A 23,085-nucleotide genomic window follows, 5' to 3' on the forward strand; every position below is an offset into this window, starting at 1 on the left:
ATCAATCTATCACAAATACTAAAAAAGGTTTAATTCACCAGCTTGTCATCAAGCTTAGTTTTTTCATAAACGATAAAAAAATCAAATTTTTATTGCATATATTTTGCATTTAGTAGTATATTCATTACAGCTAAAATTGATTGAATTGGTTTCGTCGATCGCCAATTCAGGAAAAATCGAGTTTTCAAGGCTCTCAAGGCCTAAAAATTGAAATAGAAATAATTCTCTATTAGTTAGATTTTATTTTTTATTTGGCTGAAATATGAAACCGAATCCCTCATTCCACCTCCTGATTCACTTTGTCGAGATCGAGAAGACATTATGACGATTCCAAAGGCTACACGGAGCGTAATCGCCCCTAATACTCCAAGCTCCACTGGTAGTATGGTTCGAACGACCAGAAACAAGCCTCGCTTCTGGATTCGCCCGACATTTTCTCCAGAGCACGGAGTTTTACTAGTTTTGTTAGGCTCGTTCTTAACGGGCGCAGCTTTGGCACAACAATGGACATATTCGACATCTTTAGCTTTAATTTGTGCTTTTTTTGCTTTGCAAGCAGAGCATCCCTTCGTAGTACAAATTAAATTGAGAAAAAACTTAAAACCCCGTTATTTATTTTGGGGAGGAATTTATGGCTCGATCGCTCTATTTTTAGCCTTATTTCTCTGGTTTCAAGCTTCGGTATTGTTATGGCTTTATCTGCTAGCAATAATGGCATTAATCGCCGATGCGATCGCCGTGGTCAAAGGCAAACATAAATCCATCGTCAATGAAATTACTAGTTTTGCTGCCATCTGTCTGGCTGCACCGCTAGCTTATGGCGCAACTATAGGAAGCCTATCTCTCCAGGCAATGGCAATGTGGATACTCAACACTTTATTCTTCAGTAGCGCAATATATACTATAAAACTCCGTCGTAAAAAAACGGCAGCTTTTAAACCAGGGATAATTTATCATGGCATTGCTACTCTAATTATTTTCAGTCTCTACAGTCTCAACTATCTATCTTTAGTTACGGCTTTGTCTTTCACGGTAGCCTTAATTAAGTTGCTCGTGGTATTTGGCTTCCGGAATTGGTATCGTCAAGCCAGATTTCACTTTATTGCTATCTTTGAAACCCGCCTTGCTTTACTCTATATTGCGATCGCCTGTGTTAGCGTTCTCCCCGCTCATTTACCGCCTCGATAATTAACGCTCAATCGTGGCTCTTCAATCTTCAAGCAGCAATACTAATTTACTATCAAGTCAATCAAATTATTAACGTAGCGATCGCTTTTGATGGGTGTAGTTTCTTTTTCGTGGAGGACTTCCTGACTCATAATGTAATAAATCAACGAACCGATAAAAATTCTCGCTACAGTTTCAGGATCGCTAAAATGAAGACGAGTTTCTGTTTGAAAATATTTGGTTAACATGGTGATCGCTGGTTGCGAGACATTAGTTAAAAATAGCTGGGATAAGTTTGGTCTGGTTCCTGACTCGGCGACAATCAACCTGACTAGGTTGAGACATTCTGTATCTTGAATTCCCTGGAGCAACCTTGCTGCGATTTGCCGCAAGACTTCAACTGGTTCTCCCGTTAAAGTTTCTGAACAGAGCAACTGAAATTTCTGACTCACGAGCTCTTGAATTAATGCAGTAAACAAACCATCTTTGTCACTGTAATAACTGTATAGAGTTTGCTTGGAAACTCCTGCCGATCGCGCTATCTTGTCCATACTCGTACGACTATAGCCGTGTTCGAGAAATTCTGGTAAGGCTCCATGTAAAATTTGTGCGGCTTTATGATGAGAGCGCTTCGAGTTGGGCTGTTGTTGGCGAGCAGCTTTGTCTGTATTCATAATTACATTGCGACCATTTTTTACTCGATCTCAGTTGACAAATTTACACCGTACATTTTAGTATAATCATAGTTATCAAACTGTACAGTCTAGTTTGGTTATATTTACTTGAGGAGAGCAATTATGGAAATATTGTCTCTTTCTCTCCTATTTATATCTATTACTATTTACGATCGGTTCTTAAGTAGAACTGAGACTGAATCATAGATCTTGGCTCTTGCCATTAGAGGGGAATAGTGCCACCTCACAGAGAGTTTTACTCTGGTGAGAAACAGGCACTATAACAAAGGAACAGGAGAGATAGAAAAATGTGTTGTTATGCCAACCTTTTCCCCTCTAACAGTACTTCTGGCTCTTGAGTTTGACTGTAGTTATATTTTTATCCCTCAAATACCTCTGTAAGCTTTTGTAAGCTTAGTTTTTGCTCCGCTTCTTAAGGTAGAAACACGCTTCAACATTCTGTCGCGGAGTTAATTGACTTATAGTAATTCTGCTTTCTCTAGCTGGATTAGTAGTTGTCGGAGGTACGGCTATATATGCCATCGCTCGTACTAGTAAGACAGAAGCAGAAATAGAGCCAGTTACCCCAATTCCAGAAATTAAAGCAGTTACCGCTTTAGGTAGAATCGAACCATTAGGAGAAGCGATCGCCTTCTCGAACTAACAGTTCTGCAATCTTGGTGTCCCCTAGATCTGGTGATGGAGATAGCTCGAGCTGCCACTGTCAAACGCCTGCAAGTTCAATTAAGCAGTGAAATAGTCGCTAATCGAGCTGAAGTCGCTCGTTTGGTAGCCCAACTAAGTACCGAAACCGCAGAAAGACAAGCTAATATAGCCCTCTTCTGTCACTTTCCGATATTTCATATTAGGAAAAGGTTTTCAAGGGAAACAGTATCAATTCATTCTGCCCGATAATGCTAATTAATGAAACCGCAATTGAATAAAGTCAGCTAGGCATATTTGCCCTCTTTTATCATAAAATTGCAGATAAAATTGAACTTATGAGTGGATTTATGAATTCGATTCCACTTGCGATCGCCGTAGGAGCTGTTTTAGGAGCACTAAGCCGATACTACATCACCTTATTCTGGATCGAGAAGCGGGGAGAAGCTTTTCCCTATGGAACTTTGTTTGTTAATTTAACGGGTGCTTTTTTAATTGGCTTAGTCTCAACTGTGTCGCTACAGCTAAGCTTCCCCATCGCGTTGCAAAAAACGCTTCTAGTGGGTTTCCTAGGAGCATATACGACCTTTTCGTCCTATATTTTAGATTCTGCTAAGTTACTTCGTAGCGACAGAATTCTTACTGGATTGGGTTACAGGTTAGCCAGTCCAGTTTTAGGATTTTTTTGTGTAGAGTTGGGTATTTGGGTCGCTCAAAAACTAGGTTGAAAGAGTTAATCGTTTAATGAGAAGGTCGAATAAACTCGGCTAATCTACTTCCCAGACTAAAGCAGAGAAATCCCAGCAAGGGCGTACCAACCCAGTATGCCAAGTCAATCTGCAAGCTTCTCATTTCAAGTAAATTAGCAGAGTCTAGCTCATAGGATGAGAAAGTAGTATAAGAGCCGAGAAATCCAGTTGTTAGCATAAGAACGAGGTCTGGTTTTAACAGCAATCTTTCTGTAGCGAGAGTAGTAATTAAACCCATTAAAAAGCAGCCACTTAGATTGACAATTAAGGTTCCAATAGGAAACTCTATTTCTACCAACTGGGTCAGCCAATCGCCTAGATAGTAACGGCATAATGCGCCAGCAATTGCTCCCAAACTAATTGCAATAGTTGCTCGAGTATGAAAATTTTCCAGCATCGTGACTCTAAACCTAAATAGCTTTTGATAAATTAAAGTGCTCCAAAGACGATCGCCAAGCTAAATACTAAAGATGGCGTTGCTGAAAGTACAGTACCCAAGGCTCGCGCCAAAATAACATCATCGCATCCCATGCGTTTTGACATGGGATGCGTTCAAATCTTAGTGGTGATAAGCTGTTGCTTCTTCAGCAGTTAGAGGATATTCAATTGGGTGTTTTTTGAAGTAATCTAGGCAACGCTCCATATCCTCAATCAACAGAGAAGCTAAGTCGCGACTTACACCGTTACGAATTAAAATTCTCTGGATAACTAAATCCTGGCAGTTGGCAGGCAGAGAATAGGCAGGAACTTGCCAACCGCGACTACGAAGGCGATCGGCTAAATCGTAGAGGGTGTAGCCTTTAGTATCAAAGCCATCTTTGACTTTCCAGCAGAGGGCAGGAATTCCCTTTTTCATGTTTCCATCAAATAGCACCTCGAAAGGCCCCATTTTTTCAATTTCCTGTGCCAGATAGCGAGCGGTATCATAGCAAGCCGTCTGTATTTTGCGATAGCCCTCTCGACCCAGACGTAGAAAGTTGTAGTACTGACAGACAATTTGTCCCCCCGGACGGGAGAAGTTCAGGGCAAAGGTAGGCATATTGCCGCCCAAGTAGTTCACATTGAAGATTAGCTCTTCGGGAAGATCGGATGTTTCGCGCCATATAACCCAGCCCACACCCAACGGTGAAAGACCATACTTGTGACCGGAAGCATTGATAGAACGAACTCGCGGAAGACGGAAATCCCACTCTAAGTCAGGATGACAGAAAGGAGCCAGAAATGCACCACTGGCTCCATCGACGTGAATGGGAATATTGATACCAGTTTCTTCTTCGAAGCGATCGAGTGCATCGGAAACTTCTTTAACAGGCTCGTATTCACAGGTGAACGTCACACCGAGCGTTGGAACGACGCCGATAGTGTTTTCATCACAACGCGCGAGCACTTCTTCTGGAGTCATTAGTAAACGACCGTGCTCCATGGGAATTTCCCGCAGTTCGATATCCCAGTAACGGGCAAATTTATGCCAACAGATTTGGACCGGACCGGTAATCATATTAGGTCGGTCTGTAGACTTACCAGCAGCCCGCATCTTTTCACGCCAGCGCCACTTCATGGCCATACCGCCTAGCATCGCTGCTTCACTAGAACCTGTCGTGGAACAGCCAATAATGTTAGCAGCATCGGGAGCATTCCACAAATCTGCCAGGATGTGAACGCAGCGACTTTCGATCTCGGCGGACTGAGGATACTCGTCTTTGTCGATCATATTCTTGTCGATACACTCTTCCATCAACTGATGAACCTCAGGCTCCAGCCAGGTCTGACAGAAAGTCGCCAGGTTCTGACGAGAGTTACCATCTAACATCAGCTCATCATGGATAACTGAATAAGCATTACGAGGACTATGCTCGTGTATCGGCATCTTATACTTCGGCATGGAAACCGACAGGTCGCTAGATGCATAGATTTCGTCGTTGACGTCGTCGCGAATGTCGCTATACTCATGTAGAGGCATAAAAAAATTAACTCCTTAATTGGTAATTGGTGAGAAAGGTCAGTGAAAAAAATTTGTAGGTTGGCGTAAAGCTAACTTTTGAGTTGAGATTGTTCGCTGCTCTCGTTAAGAAAGTAGTATGTAGCGAATCTCGAAGTTATTCAAAAGTCTTAAATAAAACGAGTAAAGGTAATACTTGAGAAGTTATCGAGACAGATAATTTGCTAGTCTTAGACAGGTCTTACTACTTAAGCAGCAGTACCATCACCATCCCCCAAAGAGTCAGTAAGGTATTGCTAACGGCGTAGGGACCCGTATAACCTAACATAGGAACGTCGCTTTTTGCCGCTTCACCCACCATGCCGACGGATGCCGTACTGGTACGAGAACCCCCACAGCAGCCAAGAGCGATCGCTGGATCGAATTTAAAAAAGAACTTACCAATTAGAGGTGCGAGCAGCATGGGAATTGAAGTAGCCAGCAAACCCAGTACAAACAGCTTGATGCCAGCTTCTTTGATTCCTGAGACAAAGCCTGGACCAGAGGAAATTCCTACGACAGCAATAAACATATTCAAGCCCACATTGTTCATAAACCAGAGGGTGCCAGATGGCATATTGCCAAATATCGGGTAAACCCCCCGCAACCAACCAATAATTAAGCCAGCAATCAGTGCCCCTCCAGACGTGGAAAGAGTCAGCGGAGTACCAAAAACGTTGAAAACAATTGCTCCCAATAGACCCCCAATAAAGATGCCGAGACCGACGGTAATCATATCGGTGATATTGGTAGGGCGATCGGGGTAGCCAATTTCCTTAACTAAGCGTTGGGTATGATTGCGAGTTCCAGAAATCGTTAGAAGGTCTCCCCGATGAATCTGGGTATTTCTCAGAATGGGAATAGGGTATGTAAAATAAATTGTGTCAAAGGTCAAAACACACTCTAATAAATAGAATTAATGTGAGGAATGAGACTATGACCTTTCGACCAGAGTTAATTGATGAACTGCTCAAAGACTATGAAAAACCAGAAGACCTTATTGGAGAAGGAGGAATCCTCAAACAACTGACCAAAAAACTCGTAGAGCGTTGTTTAGAAGCTGAAATAGACGTACATCTAGAGACTCAGAAGGCAGAGCGGGGCAAAAAAGAGCGACAAAATCGACGCAACGGACACAGCCGTAAAACCATTAAGGGGGAGTTTGGCGAAGCGGAACTTGCCGTGCCTCGCGATCGCGATCGCCAATTCGAGCCTCAGATGGTCAAAAAAGGACAAACTCGTTTTACAGGCTTCGATGACAAGATTCTCGCCCTGTATGCGAGAGGAATGACCACTCGTGATATCCAAGCCCAACTACAAGACCTTTATGGAGTAGAAGTATCGCCAGCCCTGGTATCTCAAGTAACCAATGCGGTTCATGAAGAGCGACTCCAGTGGCAAAATCGCAGCCTAGAGGCAGTGTATCCAATTATCTTTTTTGATGCTTTGGTCGTCAAAGTCAGACAGGAGGGAAGAGTCATCAACAAAGCCGTCCATCTAGCTCTGGGAATCAACATCGAAGGCGATAAGGAGTTATTGGGGCTGTGGATGACCCAGACAGAAACGGCAAAATTCTGGCTGTCGGTGTTAACTGAGTTAAAGAATCGTGGAGTCAAGGATATCTTTATTGCTTGTATCGATGGTCTGACGGGCTTCGCCGAAGCGATTGAAACGGTATTTACGCAAACCCGCGTACAGTTATGTATGGTACACATGGTCAGGAACTCCCTACGCTATGTCTCCTACAAACACCGTAAAGCTGTTGCCGCTGACCTCAAACGAGTGTACACTGCCGCTACTGAAGCTGAAGCCGAACAGGCACTAATAACTTTTGCTGACAAGTGGGACTCCACTTATGCCCCAATTAGTAGGTCTTGGCTGGCTCACTGGCAGCACGTGATTCCGTTTTTCCAGTTTCCTCCAGAAATCCGTCGCATTATTTACACCACTAATGCGATCGAGTCGATGAATATGACTCTTAGAAAAGTGTTGAAGAATCATCGGATTTTTCCAACAGATGAAGCTGCGCTCAAAGTTATTTATCTTGCGATTAATAACTTATCTCAGAGATGGACTAGACCTTTACGGGATTGGAAAGCTGCTTTAAATCGATTTGCCATCGAGTTTGAAGGACGGCTTCCACTTTAACTTTCTTTGACACAAACTTATTGACAGATCCGTATCTGGGGGCTGGGATTGTGCTGCTGGTCTATCCTTTAGAAGGGGTAGTGACATTAACCCTGGTGCTGGCCGCTTTTCTATTGCTAGAAGGAGTATTTGAGTTAATTCTAGCTTTTCAACTGCGTCCAAATTCGTCAAATTGGTGGTGGGTTTTAGCCGACGGCATTGTGACGTTAGTTCTCGGCTTGTTAATTTGGCTGGAGTGGCCCGCTAGTGCCGCCTGGGTAATTGGTTTATTGCTGGGAATCAGCCTGATTTCTAGCGGTCTTTCTCGGCTAATGCTTTCCATTGCCGTTCGTTCGGCACTCAATTCTAAATCGGAGATGGTGTAGCTATTTAGATAAGGATTTTGAGGGTATTGCGATCGCCACTTCGTTCCTTTTAATTAATATCGTTTTCGAGGTTTAGAACGGAAACTGTCAGCATTGAGATCCTAAATTTGAGTATGAATGGGATGATTTGATATCATGACTAGCAAATACACAAGTATTGATGAACTGTAATTATTAAAGTTATTCTTATTTTTATGCTGCTCGATATAGCAGCCCAACAATAGCGGTTTGATATTGTTGTTTAATCCACATCACTAGCCTTTTTAATGTCCAGCGAGGTTTTAGATTTACCTCTCTTGTTTGTGGTGGTATGGCTGCTATGTTCAGAGCTTCAATAATTTGATTCCCTATTTCTGTTCTCTTGTTCGAGGATGTTCGGCTCTTAACGCTTCTTACCTCAATGTTTCTTTGCTCTGATTATGTCGATCGCACTTAACCTTCAACATTATTTTTGTTGGTTACTTCTTTTTTTGACTCTACTTCTTTTTTTTTGGTGTAAAACTCTAGTTTTCAAACTGGACGGGGTTAAATCTGGTAGGAATGTTGTCGATTTAATGCAGCAATTAGCCAGAGAGCAAGGGTGTACGATTTTAAAGGGTGTACGATTTTAATTGTTACTCACGATAATCGAATCCTCGACGTTGCCGATCGCATTATCGAGTTAGAAGATGGCAAAATTAATAGCAATAACAATTAAACAATAAAAAAGTCCAATTAGAAACTTAGTAGAAGTCGAGAAGTAAAGAGACGTCGGAACTTACCTAGTTCTACTCATCCGGTCGATACCACTCAATTAGAGTCGGTTTGGACTCAAAACGCTTTACCGAACCATGCATATTTACAAAGGGACTGATTGCTGAGGTTTCGGGAAATAAGCGCATTAAGAAAAAGTCTAAGGTAGTAAGCCTGAGATAACCTTGAAAGACGGCAATGGTACCGAAGCGCACCCCAGTTTGCTTTTGCTCTTCTAAAATTGCTTCAATATCGGCTTCCTTTAAGAGTGCTGCTTGACGCAAATAATAACCTAATTTATGCTTATTGGTTTTTCTAGCTAGCTTATGCCAATCAGTAGCAAAAAAGTTTACCGTTTTTGATTTAATCCAGCCATGTAGTACTAAGATCTCTCCCAAAAGTAAGTCGGGATTGGCTTGTTGCTCTCTCAACGCTACTTCAATCTGAGAGCTCGAAACTAATCCAGCTTCAATGAGTAACTCTCCTAATTTCTGTGGGGTTTTGCTCTGGTGGCTTGGCATAAGATCGAGCTCGATAATTTCAAAAATTAAAACACAAATAATTTTAGACGAAACTTTTTATAGTTTACAGATGTGAATCATTGTAATTTTCATCTAATTTATATACTATTTTAAGCGCATAGCTCTTCGTCAGCAAGCAACCGCCGCATATTAGACAAGGAATTATAGTGATAGCTAAGTAAGATCGTGACTCAATTAAATCTCAATATCAATAGACACTTACTTTCTAAATCATTCGCGCCACTATAGTTCGATGGCGAGGACTGTTAACAGTTATAGTAGGAGTAGCAAAACCCGCTTCAATAATTGCTCGTTCGATATCTAGCGCAAAATATTGGTCTAGATAGGGTTCGGTACTCTTTAACAAGGTCAAAATGTAAGCAGGCATCCCTTGATAAATTGGCGATTGCGGGTTCATGTCCATGATGGTCAAATATCCCCCCGAACGCAACAAGCGGCTAGCTTCAGTAATAATAGCTCTGGCTGCAGTTTGGGGTAATTCGTGAAACAGCAAGCAAGCGGAAACCAAATCGAAACTAGCAGCTTCTAACCCTGTAGACTCCACTGCGGCATGTCGCCAGTTAATCTCTCTTTGCATTTGCTGCGAGCGGTATCGAGCTACTGCCAGAAAATAAGGGGAAAGATCGACTCCCGTAACCCGAGCTTGGGGAAAAATTTCTTGGAGGGCAAAAGAACTCATGCCGACACTACAGCCGAGATCTAAAATCGTCTGGGGTTCGATTTCTAGTTGCTGTTGGATGATGTTGTGATAGCTTTGGCGCAGCATCCAATCTCCTCGAACGTCCCCCTTTGACCAAATTTTGGCATGGACTGCTCGAGCAGCAGATTCGACTTCCCAAGCTGCTTCCCAACTAAGATTGCCTCGTTCGTAGGCGTGAAAGGAAGTTTGGTAGTAATCGGGATAATCGAGTTGGGGGTTTTGTACGGCTTTAAATTCTGCATCCCAATTGCGATCGCTCAATTGCCTCACGTTCTCTCGCCAAGGTACGCCAATAGCTTCGGCGCGTTTTATCATCATATTTCTGGCGCGGGTTTTGGCAAAGTTAGCTAGTGGTTTAATTGCTAAAATGCCATTTATCAGACGGGAGGTAAATCCTAGTTGAGTATGGGTAGCAGTCATTGAGGAAATAAGTGTAAAGTTATTTTAAGCTTGTTTTTAGGGATCTCAAAGGAATTTATATCATGTCTGCAGTAGAAAAAGAATCGCCATCGCTTAACTGGGTTTTATTAGGCGTGCTGCTAGTCCTCATAGCCGCAGTTGCTTGGGTAGGAGTGAGAATTTTGTTTCCCAATACTCCTACGGTATTTGCCGGTACGGTTCCGAGCAATCTGGGAGTTGTCAACGGACATCTAACCCCTTGTCCTAGTAGTCCCAACTGCGTCAGTACCCAAAGTTCTGATGCAGAACATCATATTGAACCTCTAAATTATGATTCTAGTACAGATGAAGCGATCGCCAAGTTAAAAAATATTATTATTAGCCAACCCAGAGCTAAATTAGTTACAGAGGACGACAACTATCTTTATGCTCAGTTTACGAGCAAATGGATGGGCTTTGTTGATGATGTGGAATTTTTCGCTAATGGAGATCTAAGAGCGATTCAAGCGCGTTCGGCTTCCCGTTTGGGAGAATCTGACTTAGGTGTAAATTTAGCCAGAATTAATTATATTCGAGAGCAATTTAACACAGCCAGTCTTTAAATTCCTCATCGGAGAAATTTGTTTTGTCAAGGTTGAAGACTTACGCGATCGAATTTAATCAAAAACGTCTAGTCGATGTGAAATCGTCGATAATAAAGTAAATACTAGATGTTCATTATCTTATTTACCTGACTGCCTGACACAAGTAACTAAAAGTACTGATATACGGTAACTGAAAAGAAAAGGGAGAGAATTCATGGTTAGCTAAAAATAGATGTTTTTAAGCTTTGTATTCCATGTCTACCTCTACCCCACTTTATAATCAACTGTTCAGATTGCTAAGTCAACATAGTAACTATCGCGATCTACGGCATTTAAAAGCCTTAGTGTGGATGATTATCGGTTTAATCCATAGCGGTAAAATCTGCTTGAGCGAATGGGAATGCTACATCCCCAGTCGTGCTAGAAAAGCCCAAAGTTTTGAAAGAAAGTGGCAAAGATTTGTCAGTAATCAGCGAATTCGAGTTAGAAGCTTGTATGTCCCGTTAGTTCTGGGAGCAATCAAAAACTGGCATTCTCAACGCCTTTATTTAGCACTAGACACAACTATGCTCTGGAATCGGTTTTGCATCATTCACCTTTCAATTGTTTGCGGTGGAAGGGCAAGACCATTCTTGTGGAAAGTATTAGAACACAAAAGTTCGACAGTCGCTTTTACCGAATACAAACTAATGTTGAGATTAGCCGCAAAATTACTATCTGATTATTCCAATATCATGCTCTTAGCTGACCGTGGTTTCGCTAATCATGAATTAGTCAATTGGCTGCAAGATAGTAAGTGGCATTACTGTCTGCGATTACCCTGCGATGTCATTCTACACGGAGTCAGAAAGCATCCAATTGAATTAAAGTATCTCTGTCCGCCAAAAGCTCAAGCAGTTCTGTGTCATGACGTTGGTTTATGGCTCGATGGTAAATACCGTTGCAACGTTGTCCTGGCAAACGTTAAAGGAGTCAAAGAGCCTTGGGCTATGATTACCGATGAAAATCCATCCTTACAGACTCTTTGGCAATACGGACTGCGTTTCCGTGTTGAAGAATTATTTTTAGATTCTCAATCAGGAGTATTTCAGTTGGAAGACTCGAAAATCCGCCATGCTAAAGCTTTAGAACGTCTATATTTAATTGTCGCACTGGCTCTTCTTTTTGCCACTTGTCATGGTATAACGCTTCAATTAAAAGGACTTAGAACTCAGGTAGACCCTCACTGGAAAAGAGGCCTAAGCTATCTCAAAATTGGTTGGCGATGGCTCAAGGGCGTTTTGCATAAAGGTCGCGATTTGTTCTTTCCTAGTGCTTTGTTATCTCAAGATGTTCAACCTTGTTTTGCTTCTCTAAAAGCTAAGAAACACCAATATGATGCTATCTGGTTCAGTCGTATTCAGGAAATCAAATGTTATTCCAATTGACTTTTCCTAAGATATGTCAGGCAGTCAGCTTATTTACCTCACCACCAAGCGTGTTGCCATTGACGCGCTTTTTTTGCTGTTAATTTTTAGAAAACTTCGCTAATGGCAGCGATCGCACCTTCCGCTCCAGTTGCCCCACTACCGCCTAAAAAAGTAGTTGCAATACCAGCATTAACTGATTCTATCGCTCTACAAGAAAAGAGTGGCGATCGCTCAGAAAACTCAAACTTTACGCTGCACGACTTCTACAACTGCCTGACGATTTTCCAACGGCTGACTGAATCTAAGCCTCAATCGCTACTCTCCCTAGGGGTTTAGCGACACAGGTCAGAACATAATCATCTTCGCAATCGACATCTTCGTCGTAAGCTACCTCTCCTTCGATTTTTTTAAGTTTACAAGCGCCACAGGCTCCCATACGACAGCCGAAGGGCAAACTAGCTCCCTCTGCTTCGGCTACATCCAAGATAAATTCTTCACCATCACAAGCAATTTCTTGCCCCGATTTAGCCAGTACTACCATCGGACTGGATGATGGGGATGCGGCTGCAGGTGCGGAGTTAGGTATGGGTTCGGGCTGGCATTCGGGTTTAGGAGTGGTTTGCTTAGCGACGATCGATGTAGGCGCGACTCGAGGAGTTTGCCCGTTAGAAGAAATGCTAGTTGAAGGAATGGGTTGGTCCACTGAAGGAAATCGAATAATTGAAGTGTTATCTGTAGGCGATAGTGCGGTAGCAGAAGCAACCGATCGCTGTTTCTGCTTCTTCTTACCGCCAAAACTCTCTTCATAGTAATTTTCCATCGGGAAGTTAAAGCTTTGGAGCAGAGATTTAGCTGCTTCCATAAAAGGATTGGGACCGCAGACATAGACGTTGCGATCGCTAAAGTCGGGAGCGATAGTAGATAAAATTGCTTCGTTGAGTCTACCAGTATAGCCAAACCAAGGTTCCCCTGCTTCAGGGCGAGTGATGGTAATTGCCAACTTAAAGTTAGGATGTCTTGCCGCCATCATTTCTAGTTCCTGACGGAAAATAATATCGCGGGGGCTGCGTGCGCTGTGGAGAAAAATAATATCGACATCAGCAATGGTGTCGCAAATCCAGCGAGACATGGACATCATGGGAGTGATGCCACTACCAGCCGAAATTAGCAGTAATTTGGGAGCGGGATTGGCAAAGTTAGTAAATTTGCCCATTGGAGGTGTCATTTTGACTTTACTGCCGACGCGTAAATTATCGTGCAGCCATTTACTCACCAGTCCTGGAGGTGCGGTGGGTTCGTCTGCTGGTGGGGGTACGCGCTTGACGGTAATGTCTATAGTGTGTGGACGAGAGGGAGTAGAGGAAATTGAATAGGAACGTTTGACGGATTTTCCATCTATTTCTAGATCGAGAGTAGTAAATTGTCCTGGTCGATAGCCAAAGAGGACGGGAGGCTCTGCGACAAAAGTAAAGGTTTTGACATCGGCAGTTTCATTGGTAATGCGGACGCAAGTCAGTTCTTTATTGCCACTAGTCCAGCGTTCGAGAGAGTTAGGGTCGATCGCTGCTAAGGGCATGTATTGACTGGGAGTTTGGGATTCGTCTGGGGCTGGAACGGTCAAACCCGCGATCGCTTTAACCCAGAGAAGATGATTGCCGAGCGCAATAGTATCCGAAGGCTTGAGATGATATTCTCGATCGGCTTTAGCGATTTCGTTGTTGATTCGCGAACCATTACGACTGCCTAAGTCGGAAAAATAGTAACTGTTATTACGAAAAGCAATCTTACCGTGAATTCTACTGATCCTCGTATCTTCAAGTACGATGCAGCAACGTTCGTCTCTACCGACTAGACATTCTCGATTGAGCTGAGTTTCTGGATTTAACCGAACTGTTTTAATTTCTTGAGGTTTTCTAGTATCGATAACAATAATTTCTGGCATGATTTCTGGTTTTTAATAAAAACTAATTGCTAAATTTACGAATTACAGTTACAAATTTTTATAGGGTTCGACGTTAATAAATATGCCGCCTTAGTAATGCTTATGGGTCGATACTTTTACTAAGGCACAAAATCAATTTCTCTGCGGAAAAATTTCTGTTTCTTCTAGATGGCTGATTTGCACCTGGGCGATCGCCGACAATAATTCTTCGGAAGTCATCGAGGAAAAATGCGCTCGAGTAGACATATCCAATAATCGCTCGATAATTGAGGGATAATTTGAGCGACGCAGTAGACTAGATGCAGTATCTCTTACCAAATCGTCGACTAAAGGTTGCTGCAAGATCCTCTCTGCTTCTGCCAATCCTCGTTGGCGATCGAGTTGCGTCAGAGCATATAAACTAGCTGCTTCGGTAATCGGATTGGGTTCTTGCAGTAGTTCTATCAGCGTATTGTCTACCGCTTCTTTGGAAAGAGACAGAGTATGCAATTGAGTTGCTTCGCCTCCATGTACCAGAGTTGTCTGTCCGCCTCTGGGTAAAGTGGGTTGTAGTTCTCTAAGAATCACGGGATTGAGCCGTTGTTGCCACTGAGCTTGGGGTTCTTGTAACATCGAAGCGATCGCATCTTTGGCTAAAATTCCCGTTCGTCTAGCCAATTCCACTACTTCTCGATCGTCGTTCAGCATTTCTAAAACCGCCAGCAAGGGAGTAATAATTAGCTGCTGCTTGGCAATTAATAGTTTGCGTAATAAGACAAATACGGGTGTCTCAGAATGAGGTTTGAGATTAGTGATTACTTTATAGCGGAAACTTTGGACCTGTAGTAGTGCCAGCAGTTTTTCGGCTTTGGGTCGTAGGGAATCAAATAAGCCTTCTAATACCTGCAAGTGTTCTTGTTTGCTGATATTGTATTCGTGTTTGAGGTTGCTAATTTGTTTGGTTTTGAGCGCGATCACTTTTTGTAGAGGCATGCCACTATCGACTAATTCCTGTAGTAAGCCTGCCACTGCTTCGCGATAGCTTTCAATTCGCATTCTGTTTTCTTGAGGGTATTCTCTGGCTGGTAGAATCAATGTCGAGTCTTCGATACTCAATTCGGTAAGTAGCGCGTAGTGTTCTTCTTGACTGACTTCTAATTTTTTACGAATAGCTTCTAAACTTTTTAAACTATTAGCGGCTTCAATATTACCAGCCTGTAGAGTTTCTTCTAAGACTCCTCTATATATCTGCAGGCGGTCTTGACGGGTAACCTGGGGCAATACTCGTGCTAGTAAATCCAGTTCGTCAGCTTGAAGATCTTCTAGAGAACGTTTGCCGAGAACGCGATCGAAGTCGATCTGGAGTTTCTTCAGTTGACGACGCAGCTTGTCGGCAATGCTTTCTCGTTCGTATTGTTGTGCCGTCCGTCCCCAGGTGCGATACAGCCAAAAAGTACTGACTAAAACTACTAAACCATTGAACGCCATCTGTAAAATAAACGGCAGGCGATTGATTTCGGGACGACCGCCATAAACGTAAAAGGCATTAAAGGCAATAAAGGTAACAAGAGTAAACATCCGATGTAAAACTAACTGGCGATCGCTCTCTGGATCTCTTTTTCTCAGATAGTTACCGTAGACTTTTTCTACCTTGGTGCAAACTAAAAAGAACACAGCCGTAATTACTGCCAGAGATAGAGGAGTGGCAATTAATTTGGGAATGGGGATAGCTTTTCCAGCGATATAGAAACCAGGCTTAAATAAGCTAGCTAATTGATCGGGTTCGTGGGTCCAGGCACCAGAGAAATAGTAGTCAAAATTTCCCGAATACAGCCAATAATAGATAAAATATCCCGCAACTAAACCTAGGTAACCGTACTGCACCAGTCTTCTTCCTGGCTTAGTCAATTGTTGCCAATAGGCTTTTTCCGCATCGATATCCATACAGGGAGATTTACAGCCAATACAGGTGGCTTTCTCTTTCTGTAAGTCTCGATCGAATGTCCGACACATCGACTGGGTAATACTCTTAGGCGGCTCTTTTTGAGCTTCGCTACCAAACAACCCCCTCGGTCCGGTAAATACCATCTGCACCATGCCGAAAGGACAAACATAATGACACCAGCTTCTACCGCCATAAACATAATTTACGGCGATCGCCGCACTAATAGTTAACAGTAAAAATAAACCAAATACGGGGCGGGCTGAGTTAACAAATAAAATCCGGATATTTAATCCTAAAAAAAATAAAGCAAATTGCAAGTATAAATGATTGTTTGACAACCAGCGATTATTGCTGACTTTGGATTTGGGCGAAACTCTTAAAGCTCTGGGAATCTGAGATAAAAAATATAGAGGACAGATTCTGCGCCAGGTTTCGTGCCCGAGGATAAATACCACTGCGATCGCACAGGGAACGAACATTCCCCAAAATAGTCTGGTTCCTAGGGGATACGGTTGTTCGCTCAGACATTCTCCTTGAACTAGAACGCAAGTTTCAGGACTACTGGCTCTAGTAATTATACCGTCTTTAAAAGGACTGAAAAACTCGCTAGTAGGGTCAGTTAAAATTGACGATATGGGATCGTAAAACAGCGACAGAATTAAAATTAACCAGCCTACTACCAAAACATACCTAAAAACATGAATTCGTTTTTCTGCAACTTTACTCAGCATCAGTCTGGATACCTCACTTTATCTTAAAATAGATTTTGCTAGAGATTAAGTAACCTAATTAGTACTTCAATGATTTCTAGGTTTTTTTGGTTCTAGTTATGCCAAGTTCAGTCGGCAATTGTTCTGAAGTCTACCATGTTATATCTAGAAATTTCGTTACTTCAACTTAATTTCAAGCAGTTGATTTCGGGCATTGCAATCCCTTTAACTATAGGTTTGATGCTTTAAAAACTGGTTTGAGTAGTCTGTAGAAAAGGAGTTTTAGATAAGAAATGTAAACGTTAAAATTCAGCCAGAATTTAGTTTTCAGCTATTTACTCAAGACACCTATCTAGTTTGCTAGTGTGACTTCCGTAGCCTCCGAATAAGTCGTTTTTGAACGTCGCTAAAAGCCGAGGAAGAATTGATTGGTAACGGGTATAAATATGCAGAATAATTATGTCAAAATTATGTCTGCAGCTACACAGAGAACAAAAACATGAAAGTTATTGGGGCGATTAGCGGTACTTCAGTAGATGGAATTGACGCAGCGATAGTTGAAATAAGGGGCGGCGAATTAGATTTGGAGATCGAGCTATTGGCTGGTAATACCTATCTCTATCCCCAGGCTTTAAGAAGACAAATATTAGCCGTTTGTGGCGGACAATCTCTGAGTGTTGCCGAACTAGCCACCTTAGATGATGCGATCGCGCTTAATTTCGCTCGTGCCGTTAAATCTATTCAAACAGAGTGCCAGGAAACAGTCGAACTTATTGGTTCTCACGGTCAAACAGTTTACCATCGTCCACCGATGTCTGCTAGAGAGACAACTTTAGGCTACAGTCTGCAACTAGGAAGAGGAGAGATAATTGCCAACCAAACTGGTATTCCTACCGTAAGTAATTTTCGCGCTGGCGATCTGGCTGCAGGAGGAGAAGGTGCGCCTTTAGTTTCTAAAATAGACGCTTGTTTGCTAGCTCATCCTACCCAACACACTGCAATTCAAAACATCGGTGGAATTGGTAACCTCACCTATTTACCCCCTAAAAATGAACCTAACTGGCAACAGCAAATTTGTGGTTGGGATACCGGACCGGGTAATGTCCTAATAGATTTGGCGGTAGAACAGCTGACTGACGGCAGTCAAACCTACGATCGAGATGGTAGCTTGGCGGCACAAGGTTCTCCCTGTTTTAAATTAATCGAACAGTGGTTAGAACAGGAGTTTTTTAAGCGATCGCCACCTAAGTCTACAGGAAGAGAACTATTCGGTCGAGATTACCTCAACCAATGTTGGCAAGATGCCCAAGAGGAAAACTTAAGCTCTGCCGACTGGCTGGCAACCGTAACCGAATTGACCGTAGCCTCTATCGTTCGTAGCTATCGTCATTTTTTGCGCCAATTACCTGAACGAATCTTGCTCTGTGGTGGTGGCTGTCGCAATCTTTATTTAAGACAACGCTTGCAATCTGAGTTATCATCGGCAGCGATACTAACTACAGATGAAGTGGGAGTTGATGGAGATTTTAAAGAAGCGATCGCTTTTGCGGTTTTGGCATATTGGAGATTCAACTACTCAATACCTGGAAACCTACCTCAGGTAACGGGAGCCAGACAGCCAATGTTACTCGGAAATGTTCATTATCCCATAGCTGTTTAAACTCAACAATAGCAAGCCAAGGATTACGGAAGAGGTTTTCCACTTGCTATTTTTTCTAGTACGACAATAATTAAATTTAAATTACTTAATCGTGTTATCAAATATAGTCATCTGGGGAACATTAGAGAAAGAAAACACTTTGGTGCATTTGCTGCCTTCTCACTAAAGGTCGAAATTACTTCCCCAGATTATCCACATGAATCAAGATACCAACTATGGTCGTTTACTCTCTAACCGTTACCAGATAGTAAAATTAGTCGGTGAAGGCGCGATGGGTAGGGTTTATTGCGCCAAAGATACTGTACTTGGAGGAGTAACCGTAGCAGTAAAATTTTTATCTCAAGCTTTACTTAACGATAGTATGCGCGAACGCTTTGAGCGAGAAGCTACAATTTCTGCGTTATTGGGAGAAAAAAGTATCCATGTTGTTAGGGTGAAAGACTATGGTGTAGATATCAACAACATTCCCTTTTATGTTATGGAGTTCCTCTCTGGCAAGAGTCTTAGCGACCTAATTCACTATCAGCCTCTGTCACTAAAACGATTTCTCAGCTATACTCGCCACGTTTGCTTGGGTTTAGAGTCGGCTCACCAGGGAATTACATTTAACGGAGAACTGTGCCGTATTATCCATCGCGACATCAAACCGAGCAACATCGTCGTCATTAACGACCCTACCTTGGGAGAAGTAGCTAAAATTTTGGATTTTGGTATTGCTAAATTGATTCAGGACGGTACTTCCCAGACTCAATCTTTTATGGGGACTCTAGCTTATTGTTCTCCCGAACAAATGGAAGGTAAAAAACTCGATAGTCGTTCTGATATTTACAGTCTGGGAGTAATGATGTACGAAATGCTAACTATGGATATGCCTTTACTACCTCAAAGCTCTTCTTTTGGAGGTTGGTATCAGGCACATTTGAAATTCAAACCCGAACCTTTTAATGAGAGATTGAACATACCTCCTCAACTACAGGATTTGGTATTTCGTTGTTTAGCCAAAGAGAGAGAAAATCGCCCTCAAGACGTCCGAGAAATTCTACAGGTATTAGAAAGTCTAGAGCTTCCCGCTCAACATTCAACTACTTCTGGGGTTAAGGGCGACAGTAACACCAAATCATCGGAACCCACCCAAGACCAAGACAATGTAGAAACCAGTCTTGCCGTTACCCAAATTTGCCGAGAAACTGCGTGGCCCCAAGATAAACCCGTACGCAAGATTGTTTTTGCTGGATTAATTAACACTTCTTTGGGAGAAATCCCCGTTATTTCAGCAATGTTAGACTCCGAGGATTTAGTTTATCGCACTTCTGGTGGTATTCGCTACAATCAATTTTTATTTCTTGATCGCCCTCATCCCATGTTGTTGTGGCTCACACTTTTATATCATCCCCAACATAGACCTCGTTGGCTACCTTGTTATCTCGATCTTAAATCGAATAAAGGGCAGCAAATTTGTCGCGCCCTATCAACGATAGGTGAATATCGAATTTTATTTTATGTTCTCGAACAGCCAAAGCAGTGTCAGCATGTAGCCAGTTCGTCTATCGATCCACATAACTGTAGTATGCTGAAAAAATGGGCGGATATTGGCAAAATAATGCCCAGTTTAAGTAATCCTAAATCTGCCAAGGCAATTTTACGAGGCGAATTAGAAAAGCTTAAAGATAGTATTATCGCAAAGGTAAAAACGGCTAAAGGAATTAGTCGTGGTAATTTTTAGGTGTTACAGAGATAGATAAAGACACATCTTTTGGTGATTCGGAAACAGCTCGTGCTGTCTGTAAAGAGTTAGACTGATAAGTATTTTATATATAAATCCGTGTAATCATCTATTGGGGTAGTGGGAGTCGTGGGTTCAAACTCTTTATATATGGTGCTTTCGAGGTGCTCGAGTTATAATCGCACCAATTTCACACCACATAAATTACTTTACTAAGTCTTTACAGTATTAGGTAGTCCTGTAGAAGTAACGATCTAAAATAAACGTCGAGCTTAAATAACTCGAGAGCAAAGCCTACTTGTCCAAGCTGCCATTCTGAGAAAATTGTCAAAAATGGTCGGATTCACAACGGAAAACAAAGGTTTAGATGTAATCAATGTCATCGTCAATTTGTAGAGAAACCGCAAAAAATCGTCGTTAATCAAGAGAAACGGGAGTTGATTGACAGGCTCTGATTAGAAAGAATTTCTTTGGCAGGTATTGCACGAGCAGTTGAAGTGTCAGAAAAGTGGCTTCAAACCTATGTTAACCATAAATAAATATGCTCTAGTTCCCAGAGAAATAAAAGTCACACCCAAAAAAAGGGGAAATTGACGAAGCAGTGTGATGCAATGTGGAGGGGCTGTGTGCGGACACAGGTTCCGCACCTTGAAAGCCCCGTGTCATTTGTAGACCATCAAGGAAATAAACAATGGGTCTGGTTAGCTTTGGATTCCAAAACTCGTGAAATCGTTGGGGTAACAATTGGCGATTGGCTTTGCCACTGCGCGGAGCGCAATCGCAGCGAACAAGCAGCGCCAGAACTGTGGAATTCGCTACCTCCTGTCTATGGTCAATGTGCGGTTGCCTACACTGATTTTTGGGCAGCTTATGAGACGGTATTTCCTCAACAACCCCATCAAGCAGTGGGAAAAGAAACAGGAAGAACAAGTTATATTGAACGGTTTAACAATACTCTTAGACAAAGAGTATCTCGATTAGTGGGAAAAACCCTATCATTTTCCAAATCATTAGAGAATCATCTAGGTGCTATCTGGCACTTCGTGCATTACTATAATGCTTCATTGCATCTTTAGCACTACCAATGCTTTGAGTAAATCGTCTTTATAACTTCTAGTTCTGGTCATTGCCACGCTTATCAGTCATCAGTCAGGAAGGCAGAAGTTGTAACAGACATTTCGCAGGTAGGCTAACAAATTAAATAATATTTTTGGCAAGGGCTTCCAAGAAAACTTAAAATCTTCAGTCGAGCCTCATTAAGATTAGAAACTTGTAGTTGATGATTCAAATGAACAAGATGAATCGCTTGAAAACATCGAAATATCCATCTTAGTGTGGGAGTAGAAGTGGGTTTCTTGAGTTGATTGGGAATAGTTTCTTGGTTCTGAGCTAAAGCTTGTCGTAACTGAGGTTGACCGAGAGTATAAACTAGCAAACACAAACCCATAACCATTGACAATGCTGCTACTCTTCGAGGGGTGTTCAAAAAAACACTGGAAGTAAAAAATAAAGGGTCTTTAAGAAAACGCAAGCCTCGCTCAGAACTTTGCTGTCCTTTGTATTCAACTAGCACCTCATCATTGGAAAGAACGTCTTCATCTGTGACATTAGTTGCTAAAACAAATCTCCCAGCTCGCCTTTGGGCAATCTCAATTATCGACTCTAAAGGAACAACTTGAGCAGTGACACGATAGGTAATGTGTTCGGGAGACTGATTGTTTAGTCGGTCTTCCTGCTTTGATGTAGTGAGGATGAGTTTCAATTGCCACTAATTCTAAAGAATGATATTTCCAATTACGACTTAGCATCTCCGCAGCTTGTTTGGCATCGACAGCACAAGCAAAATCCTGTCTCATGAGTGACTTTAGTTCACTGGTGGCTATTTTGAGTTGTTTTGTCAGTTGCTTGTCTAGCTGCTTCAAATGACTATCGCGACGTTTTTCACTTTCAACAACTAACCAACCTTGAGGCACTCCACCATAATCACAACAACAGGAGGCAATGCGATAACCAGAAATTTCACTCTCGACAAAAACATCGTCTTTGATTGATTCGGCTAAAATCTTAGCTGTTTTGATACTTCGAGGAACAAGAGTAATCCAGTTCAGTTTTTCTAGTTGTTGAATATTGTCCGCGCTGTAAAGCGCACTTTCGGCAACGTAAATACTCTCTAAATTCCATTCCTGTTTAAATTGCTGAATCAACTGAGCAAAAATGGCACGGTCGGATTCGTTTCCATCTCTTATTCTCACAAATAAAGGTACATCTCCATCTCCCTTACAGATGACATCCATCATAAATTGCTTTAAATCTGGTCGATGGTCTTTCGAGTAACCATAAGTAATCTTGAGGGATTCGATAGATTTACTCGATTCATCTGAGTCTCCTATCTTATAACTTCCTTCCACGCTAAAGCTACTGGAGTCTAGATGCAGACTCTTAGTCGCCAGATTAAATCTTTGATGTGCTAACAGGGCAATGCTGGTAAACAATGATGTCAATCCTTGATTCGATAAACTATCCAAGGCTCTGCCTATACGATCGTCGTTTAGGTGTTCTGGCTTAATTCCTTCTCCTAAAAGATGTTCGGTTGCTTTTCCAATAAAGAATTCTCCAAACAACTACAAAGGTGCGCTGACGAACCCTAATCCATTAACAATCATAGCTTTCACCACTTGTCCTGTGCTGATTATTTGTTGGGGATGTGGCTCTATTTGCTTATCTATTTCTTCAACTAATCCTATCTGGTCAACGATTCCTGCTACTATACCTAAGTGATCTAAGTTTTTTACCTGGATATCCATTCAAAGGTTATTTAAACTCTTCATTTTAATACCCTACCTTTATTCCTCAACCTGCGAAATCCCCGATCCAATAATTCAGTCACAGTAGGGCAAGGATACAGTACGATAGCCTGGCTACCAGAAAAACAAGGCAGTTGGGCATTGCCATTAAGACATGAGAGAATCACGTCGTATGAAAAACCGAGATCAAAAGCAGCATGGCAACTCAAACA

17 protein-coding genes and 4 pseudogenes are annotated in these 23,085 nt (G+C 42.1%); 12 read left to right on the forward strand and 9 right to left on the reverse strand.

The annotated features are described in order from the left end of the window. Window positions 1-384 precede the first annotated feature (384 nt). Window positions 385-1,188: a YwiC-like family protein gene (locus ACLFKQ_RS14425; RefSeq protein WP_449001039.1), complete on the forward strand. Its 804-nt coding sequence runs from the start codon at window positions 385-387 to the stop codon at window positions 1,186-1,188. A gap of 41 nt (window positions 1,189-1,229) precedes the next feature. Here the strand turns inward: ACLFKQ_RS14425 and ACLFKQ_RS14430 are convergent, their stop codons facing one another. Then, a complete protein-coding gene (locus ACLFKQ_RS14430) occupies window positions 1,230-1,841 on the reverse strand; it encodes a TetR/AcrR family transcriptional regulator (protein WP_449000508.1) in 612 nt (203 codons plus the stop codon). A 696-nt stretch (window positions 1,842-2,537) separates the two neighbouring features. Here ACLFKQ_RS14430 and ACLFKQ_RS14435 point away from each other — a divergent pair. Together ACLFKQ_RS14435 and crcB (ACLFKQ_RS14440) are read left to right on the forward strand one after the other, a co-directional pair. After that, the gene (locus ACLFKQ_RS14435; protein ID WP_449000509.1) at window positions 2,538-2,756 is read left to right on the forward strand and encodes a hypothetical protein; all 219 of its coding nucleotides are present in this window, start codon (window positions 2,538-2,540) and stop codon (window positions 2,754-2,756) included. 98 nt (window positions 2,757-2,854) lie between these two features. Beyond that, window positions 2,855-3,232, forward strand: a complete 378-nt coding sequence (gene crcB, locus ACLFKQ_RS14440) for a fluoride efflux transporter CrcB (protein ID WP_449000510.1) — start codon at window positions 2,855-2,857, stop codon at window positions 3,230-3,232. Between the two features lie 13 nt (window positions 3,233-3,245). Here the strand turns inward: crcB (ACLFKQ_RS14440) and crcB (ACLFKQ_RS14445) are convergent, their stop codons facing one another. The 3 genes from crcB (ACLFKQ_RS14445) to ACLFKQ_RS14455 all read right to left on the reverse strand — a co-directional run bounded on the left by crcB (ACLFKQ_RS14445) (window position 3,246) and on the right by ACLFKQ_RS14455 (window position 6,126). Continuing rightward, complete coding sequence (gene crcB, locus ACLFKQ_RS14445; protein WP_449000511.1) at window positions 3,246-3,650, reverse strand: fluoride efflux transporter CrcB; 405 nt, start codon at window positions 3,648-3,650, stop codon at window positions 3,246-3,248. Window positions 3,651-3,812: 162 nt separating this feature from the next. Further along, window positions 3,813-5,213, reverse strand: coding sequence for a glutamate decarboxylase (locus ACLFKQ_RS14450; protein WP_449000512.1), 1,401 nt, complete (start codon window positions 5,211-5,213; stop codon window positions 3,813-3,815). Between the two features lie 223 nt (window positions 5,214-5,436). Continuing rightward, window positions 5,437-6,126, reverse strand: coding sequence for an aspartate-alanine antiporter-like transporter (locus tag ACLFKQ_RS14455; RefSeq protein ID WP_449000513.1), 690 nt, complete (start codon window positions 6,124-6,126; stop codon window positions 5,437-5,439). Window positions 6,127-6,167: 41 nt separating this feature from the next. Between ACLFKQ_RS14455 and ACLFKQ_RS14460 the strand changes: the two genes are divergently transcribed. From ACLFKQ_RS14460 to ACLFKQ_RS14470, 3 genes and pseudogenes are all read left to right on the forward strand, one after another. Further along, the gene (locus tag ACLFKQ_RS14460) at window positions 6,168-7,379 is read left to right on the forward strand and encodes an IS256 family transposase (RefSeq protein WP_448998010.1); all 1,212 of its coding nucleotides are present in this window, start codon (window positions 6,168-6,170) and stop codon (window positions 7,377-7,379) included. Between the two features lie 20 nt (window positions 7,380-7,399). Beyond that, window positions 7,400-7,744, forward strand: a complete 345-nt coding sequence (locus ACLFKQ_RS14465; protein WP_449000514.1) for an HdeD family acid-resistance protein — start codon at window positions 7,400-7,402, stop codon at window positions 7,742-7,744. Between the two features lie 527 nt (window positions 7,745-8,271). After that, a pseudogene (locus ACLFKQ_RS14470) lies at window positions 8,272-8,441 on the forward strand (ABC transporter ATP-binding protein); the annotation flags it as partial. A 70-nt stretch (window positions 8,442-8,511) separates the two neighbouring features. Here the strand turns inward: ACLFKQ_RS14470 and ACLFKQ_RS14475 are convergent. Together ACLFKQ_RS14475 and ACLFKQ_RS14480 are read right to left on the reverse strand one after the other, a co-directional pair. Next, window positions 8,512-8,997 (reverse strand): hypothetical protein, encoded by a 486-nt coding sequence (locus ACLFKQ_RS14475; protein ID WP_449000515.1) that lies wholly within the window; start codon window positions 8,995-8,997, stop codon window positions 8,512-8,514. Between the two features lie 226 nt (window positions 8,998-9,223). Continuing rightward, on the reverse strand, window positions 9,224-10,138 hold the full coding sequence (locus ACLFKQ_RS14480) for a class I SAM-dependent methyltransferase (protein WP_449000516.1): 915 nt from the start codon (window positions 10,136-10,138) through the stop codon (window positions 9,224-9,226). Between the two features lie 62 nt (window positions 10,139-10,200). Here ACLFKQ_RS14480 and ACLFKQ_RS14485 point away from each other — a divergent pair, with 62 nt between their 5' ends. The 3 genes from ACLFKQ_RS14485 (at window position 10,201) to ACLFKQ_RS14495 (ending at window position 12,446) form a co-directional block, all read left to right on the forward strand. Continuing rightward, window positions 10,201-10,719, forward strand: coding sequence for a DUF1499 domain-containing protein (locus tag ACLFKQ_RS14485; RefSeq protein WP_449000517.1), 519 nt, complete (start codon window positions 10,201-10,203; stop codon window positions 10,717-10,719). A gap of 236 nt (window positions 10,720-10,955) precedes the next feature. Continuing rightward, on the forward strand, window positions 10,956-12,128 hold the full coding sequence (locus ACLFKQ_RS14490) for a transposase (protein ID WP_448998177.1): 1,173 nt from the start codon (window positions 10,956-10,958) through the stop codon (window positions 12,126-12,128). A gap of 102 nt (window positions 12,129-12,230) precedes the next feature. After that, window positions 12,231-12,446, forward strand: coding sequence for a hypothetical protein (locus ACLFKQ_RS14495; protein ID WP_449000518.1), 216 nt, complete (start codon window positions 12,231-12,233; stop codon window positions 12,444-12,446). Here ACLFKQ_RS14495 and ACLFKQ_RS14500 read toward each other — a convergent pair. Together ACLFKQ_RS14500 and ACLFKQ_RS14505 are read right to left on the reverse strand one after the other, a co-directional pair. Further along, a complete protein-coding gene (locus tag ACLFKQ_RS14500; RefSeq protein ID WP_449000519.1) occupies window positions 12,412-14,052 on the reverse strand; it encodes an FHA domain-containing protein in 1,641 nt (546 codons plus the stop codon). The genes ACLFKQ_RS14495 and ACLFKQ_RS14500 overlap by 35 nt on opposite strands. 132 nt (window positions 14,053-14,184) lie before the next feature. Further along, on the reverse strand, window positions 14,185-16,707 hold the full coding sequence (locus ACLFKQ_RS14505; protein ID WP_449000520.1) for a 4Fe-4S binding protein: 2,523 nt from the start codon (window positions 16,705-16,707) through the stop codon (window positions 14,185-14,187). 475 nt (window positions 16,708-17,182) lie between these two features. On the opposite strand from ACLFKQ_RS14505, the pseudogene ACLFKQ_RS14510 reads away from it, so the two are divergent. The 3 genes and pseudogenes from ACLFKQ_RS14510 to ACLFKQ_RS14520 form a co-directional block, all read left to right on the forward strand. Then, window positions 17,183-18,346: pseudogene (locus ACLFKQ_RS14510) on the forward strand (anhydro-N-acetylmuramic acid kinase); the annotation flags it as partial. Window positions 18,347-18,542: 196 nt separating this feature from the next. Then, the gene (locus ACLFKQ_RS14515) at window positions 18,543-20,069 is read left to right on the forward strand and encodes a serine/threonine-protein kinase (protein ID WP_449000521.1); all 1,527 of its coding nucleotides are present in this window, start codon (window positions 18,543-18,545) and stop codon (window positions 20,067-20,069) included. A 281-nt stretch (window positions 20,070-20,350) separates the two neighbouring features. Beyond that, a pseudogene (locus ACLFKQ_RS14520) lies at window positions 20,351-21,145 on the forward strand (IS1 family transposase); the annotation flags it as partial. Between the two features lie 113 nt (window positions 21,146-21,258). Here the strand turns inward: ACLFKQ_RS14520 and ACLFKQ_RS14525 are convergent. Then, window positions 21,259-22,873: pseudogene (locus ACLFKQ_RS14525) on the reverse strand (IS1634 family transposase). Between the last annotated feature and the right edge of the window lie 212 nt (window positions 22,874-23,085).

The sequence above is a fragment of the Myxosarcina sp. GI1(2024) genome, assembly GCF_053543375.1.

What these genes read in the sequence shown, in the direction of transcription:
- ACLFKQ_RS14425 (WP_449001039.1), top strand. Translation starts at nt 385, where the DNA reads ATGGTTCGAACGACCAGAAACAAGCCTCGCTTCTGGATTCGCCCGACA.
- ACLFKQ_RS14430 (WP_449000508.1), bottom strand. Translation starts at nt 1,841, where the DNA reads ATGAATACAGACAAAGCTGCTCGCCAACAACAGCCCAACTCGAAGCGC.
- crcB (WP_449000510.1), top strand. Translation starts at nt 2,855, where the DNA reads ATGAATTCGATTCCACTTGCGATCGCCGTAGGAGCTGTTTTAGGAGCA.
- crcB (WP_449000511.1), bottom strand. Translation starts at nt 3,650, where the DNA reads ATGCTGGAAAATTTTCATACTCGAGCAACTATTGCAATTAGTTTGGGA.
- ACLFKQ_RS14450 (WP_449000512.1), bottom strand. Translation starts at nt 5,213, where the DNA reads ATGCCTCTACATGAGTATAGCGACATTCGCGACGACGTCAACGACGAA.
- ACLFKQ_RS14460 (WP_448998010.1), top strand. Translation starts at nt 6,168, where the DNA reads ATGACCTTTCGACCAGAGTTAATTGATGAACTGCTCAAAGACTATGAA.
- ACLFKQ_RS14475 (WP_449000515.1), bottom strand. Translation starts at nt 8,997, where the DNA reads ATGCCAAGCCACCAGAGCAAAACCCCACAGAAATTAGGAGAGTTACTC.
- ACLFKQ_RS14480 (WP_449000516.1), bottom strand. Translation starts at nt 10,138, where the DNA reads ATGACTGCTACCCATACTCAACTAGGATTTACCTCCCGTCTGATAAAT.
- ACLFKQ_RS14485 (WP_449000517.1), top strand. Translation starts at nt 10,201, where the DNA reads ATGTCTGCAGTAGAAAAAGAATCGCCATCGCTTAACTGGGTTTTATTA.
- ACLFKQ_RS14490 (WP_448998177.1), top strand. Translation starts at nt 10,956, where the DNA reads ATGTCTACCTCTACCCCACTTTATAATCAACTGTTCAGATTGCTAAGT.
- ACLFKQ_RS14495 (WP_449000518.1), top strand. Translation starts at nt 12,231, where the DNA reads ATGGCAGCGATCGCACCTTCCGCTCCAGTTGCCCCACTACCGCCTAAA.
- ACLFKQ_RS14500 (WP_449000519.1), bottom strand. Translation starts at nt 14,052, where the DNA reads ATGCCAGAAATTATTGTTATCGATACTAGAAAACCTCAAGAAATTAAA.
- ACLFKQ_RS14505 (WP_449000520.1), bottom strand. Translation starts at nt 16,707, where the DNA reads ATGCTGAGTAAAGTTGCAGAAAAACGAATTCATGTTTTTAGGTATGTT.
- ACLFKQ_RS14515 (WP_449000521.1), top strand. Translation starts at nt 18,543, where the DNA reads ATGAATCAAGATACCAACTATGGTCGTTTACTCTCTAACCGTTACCAG.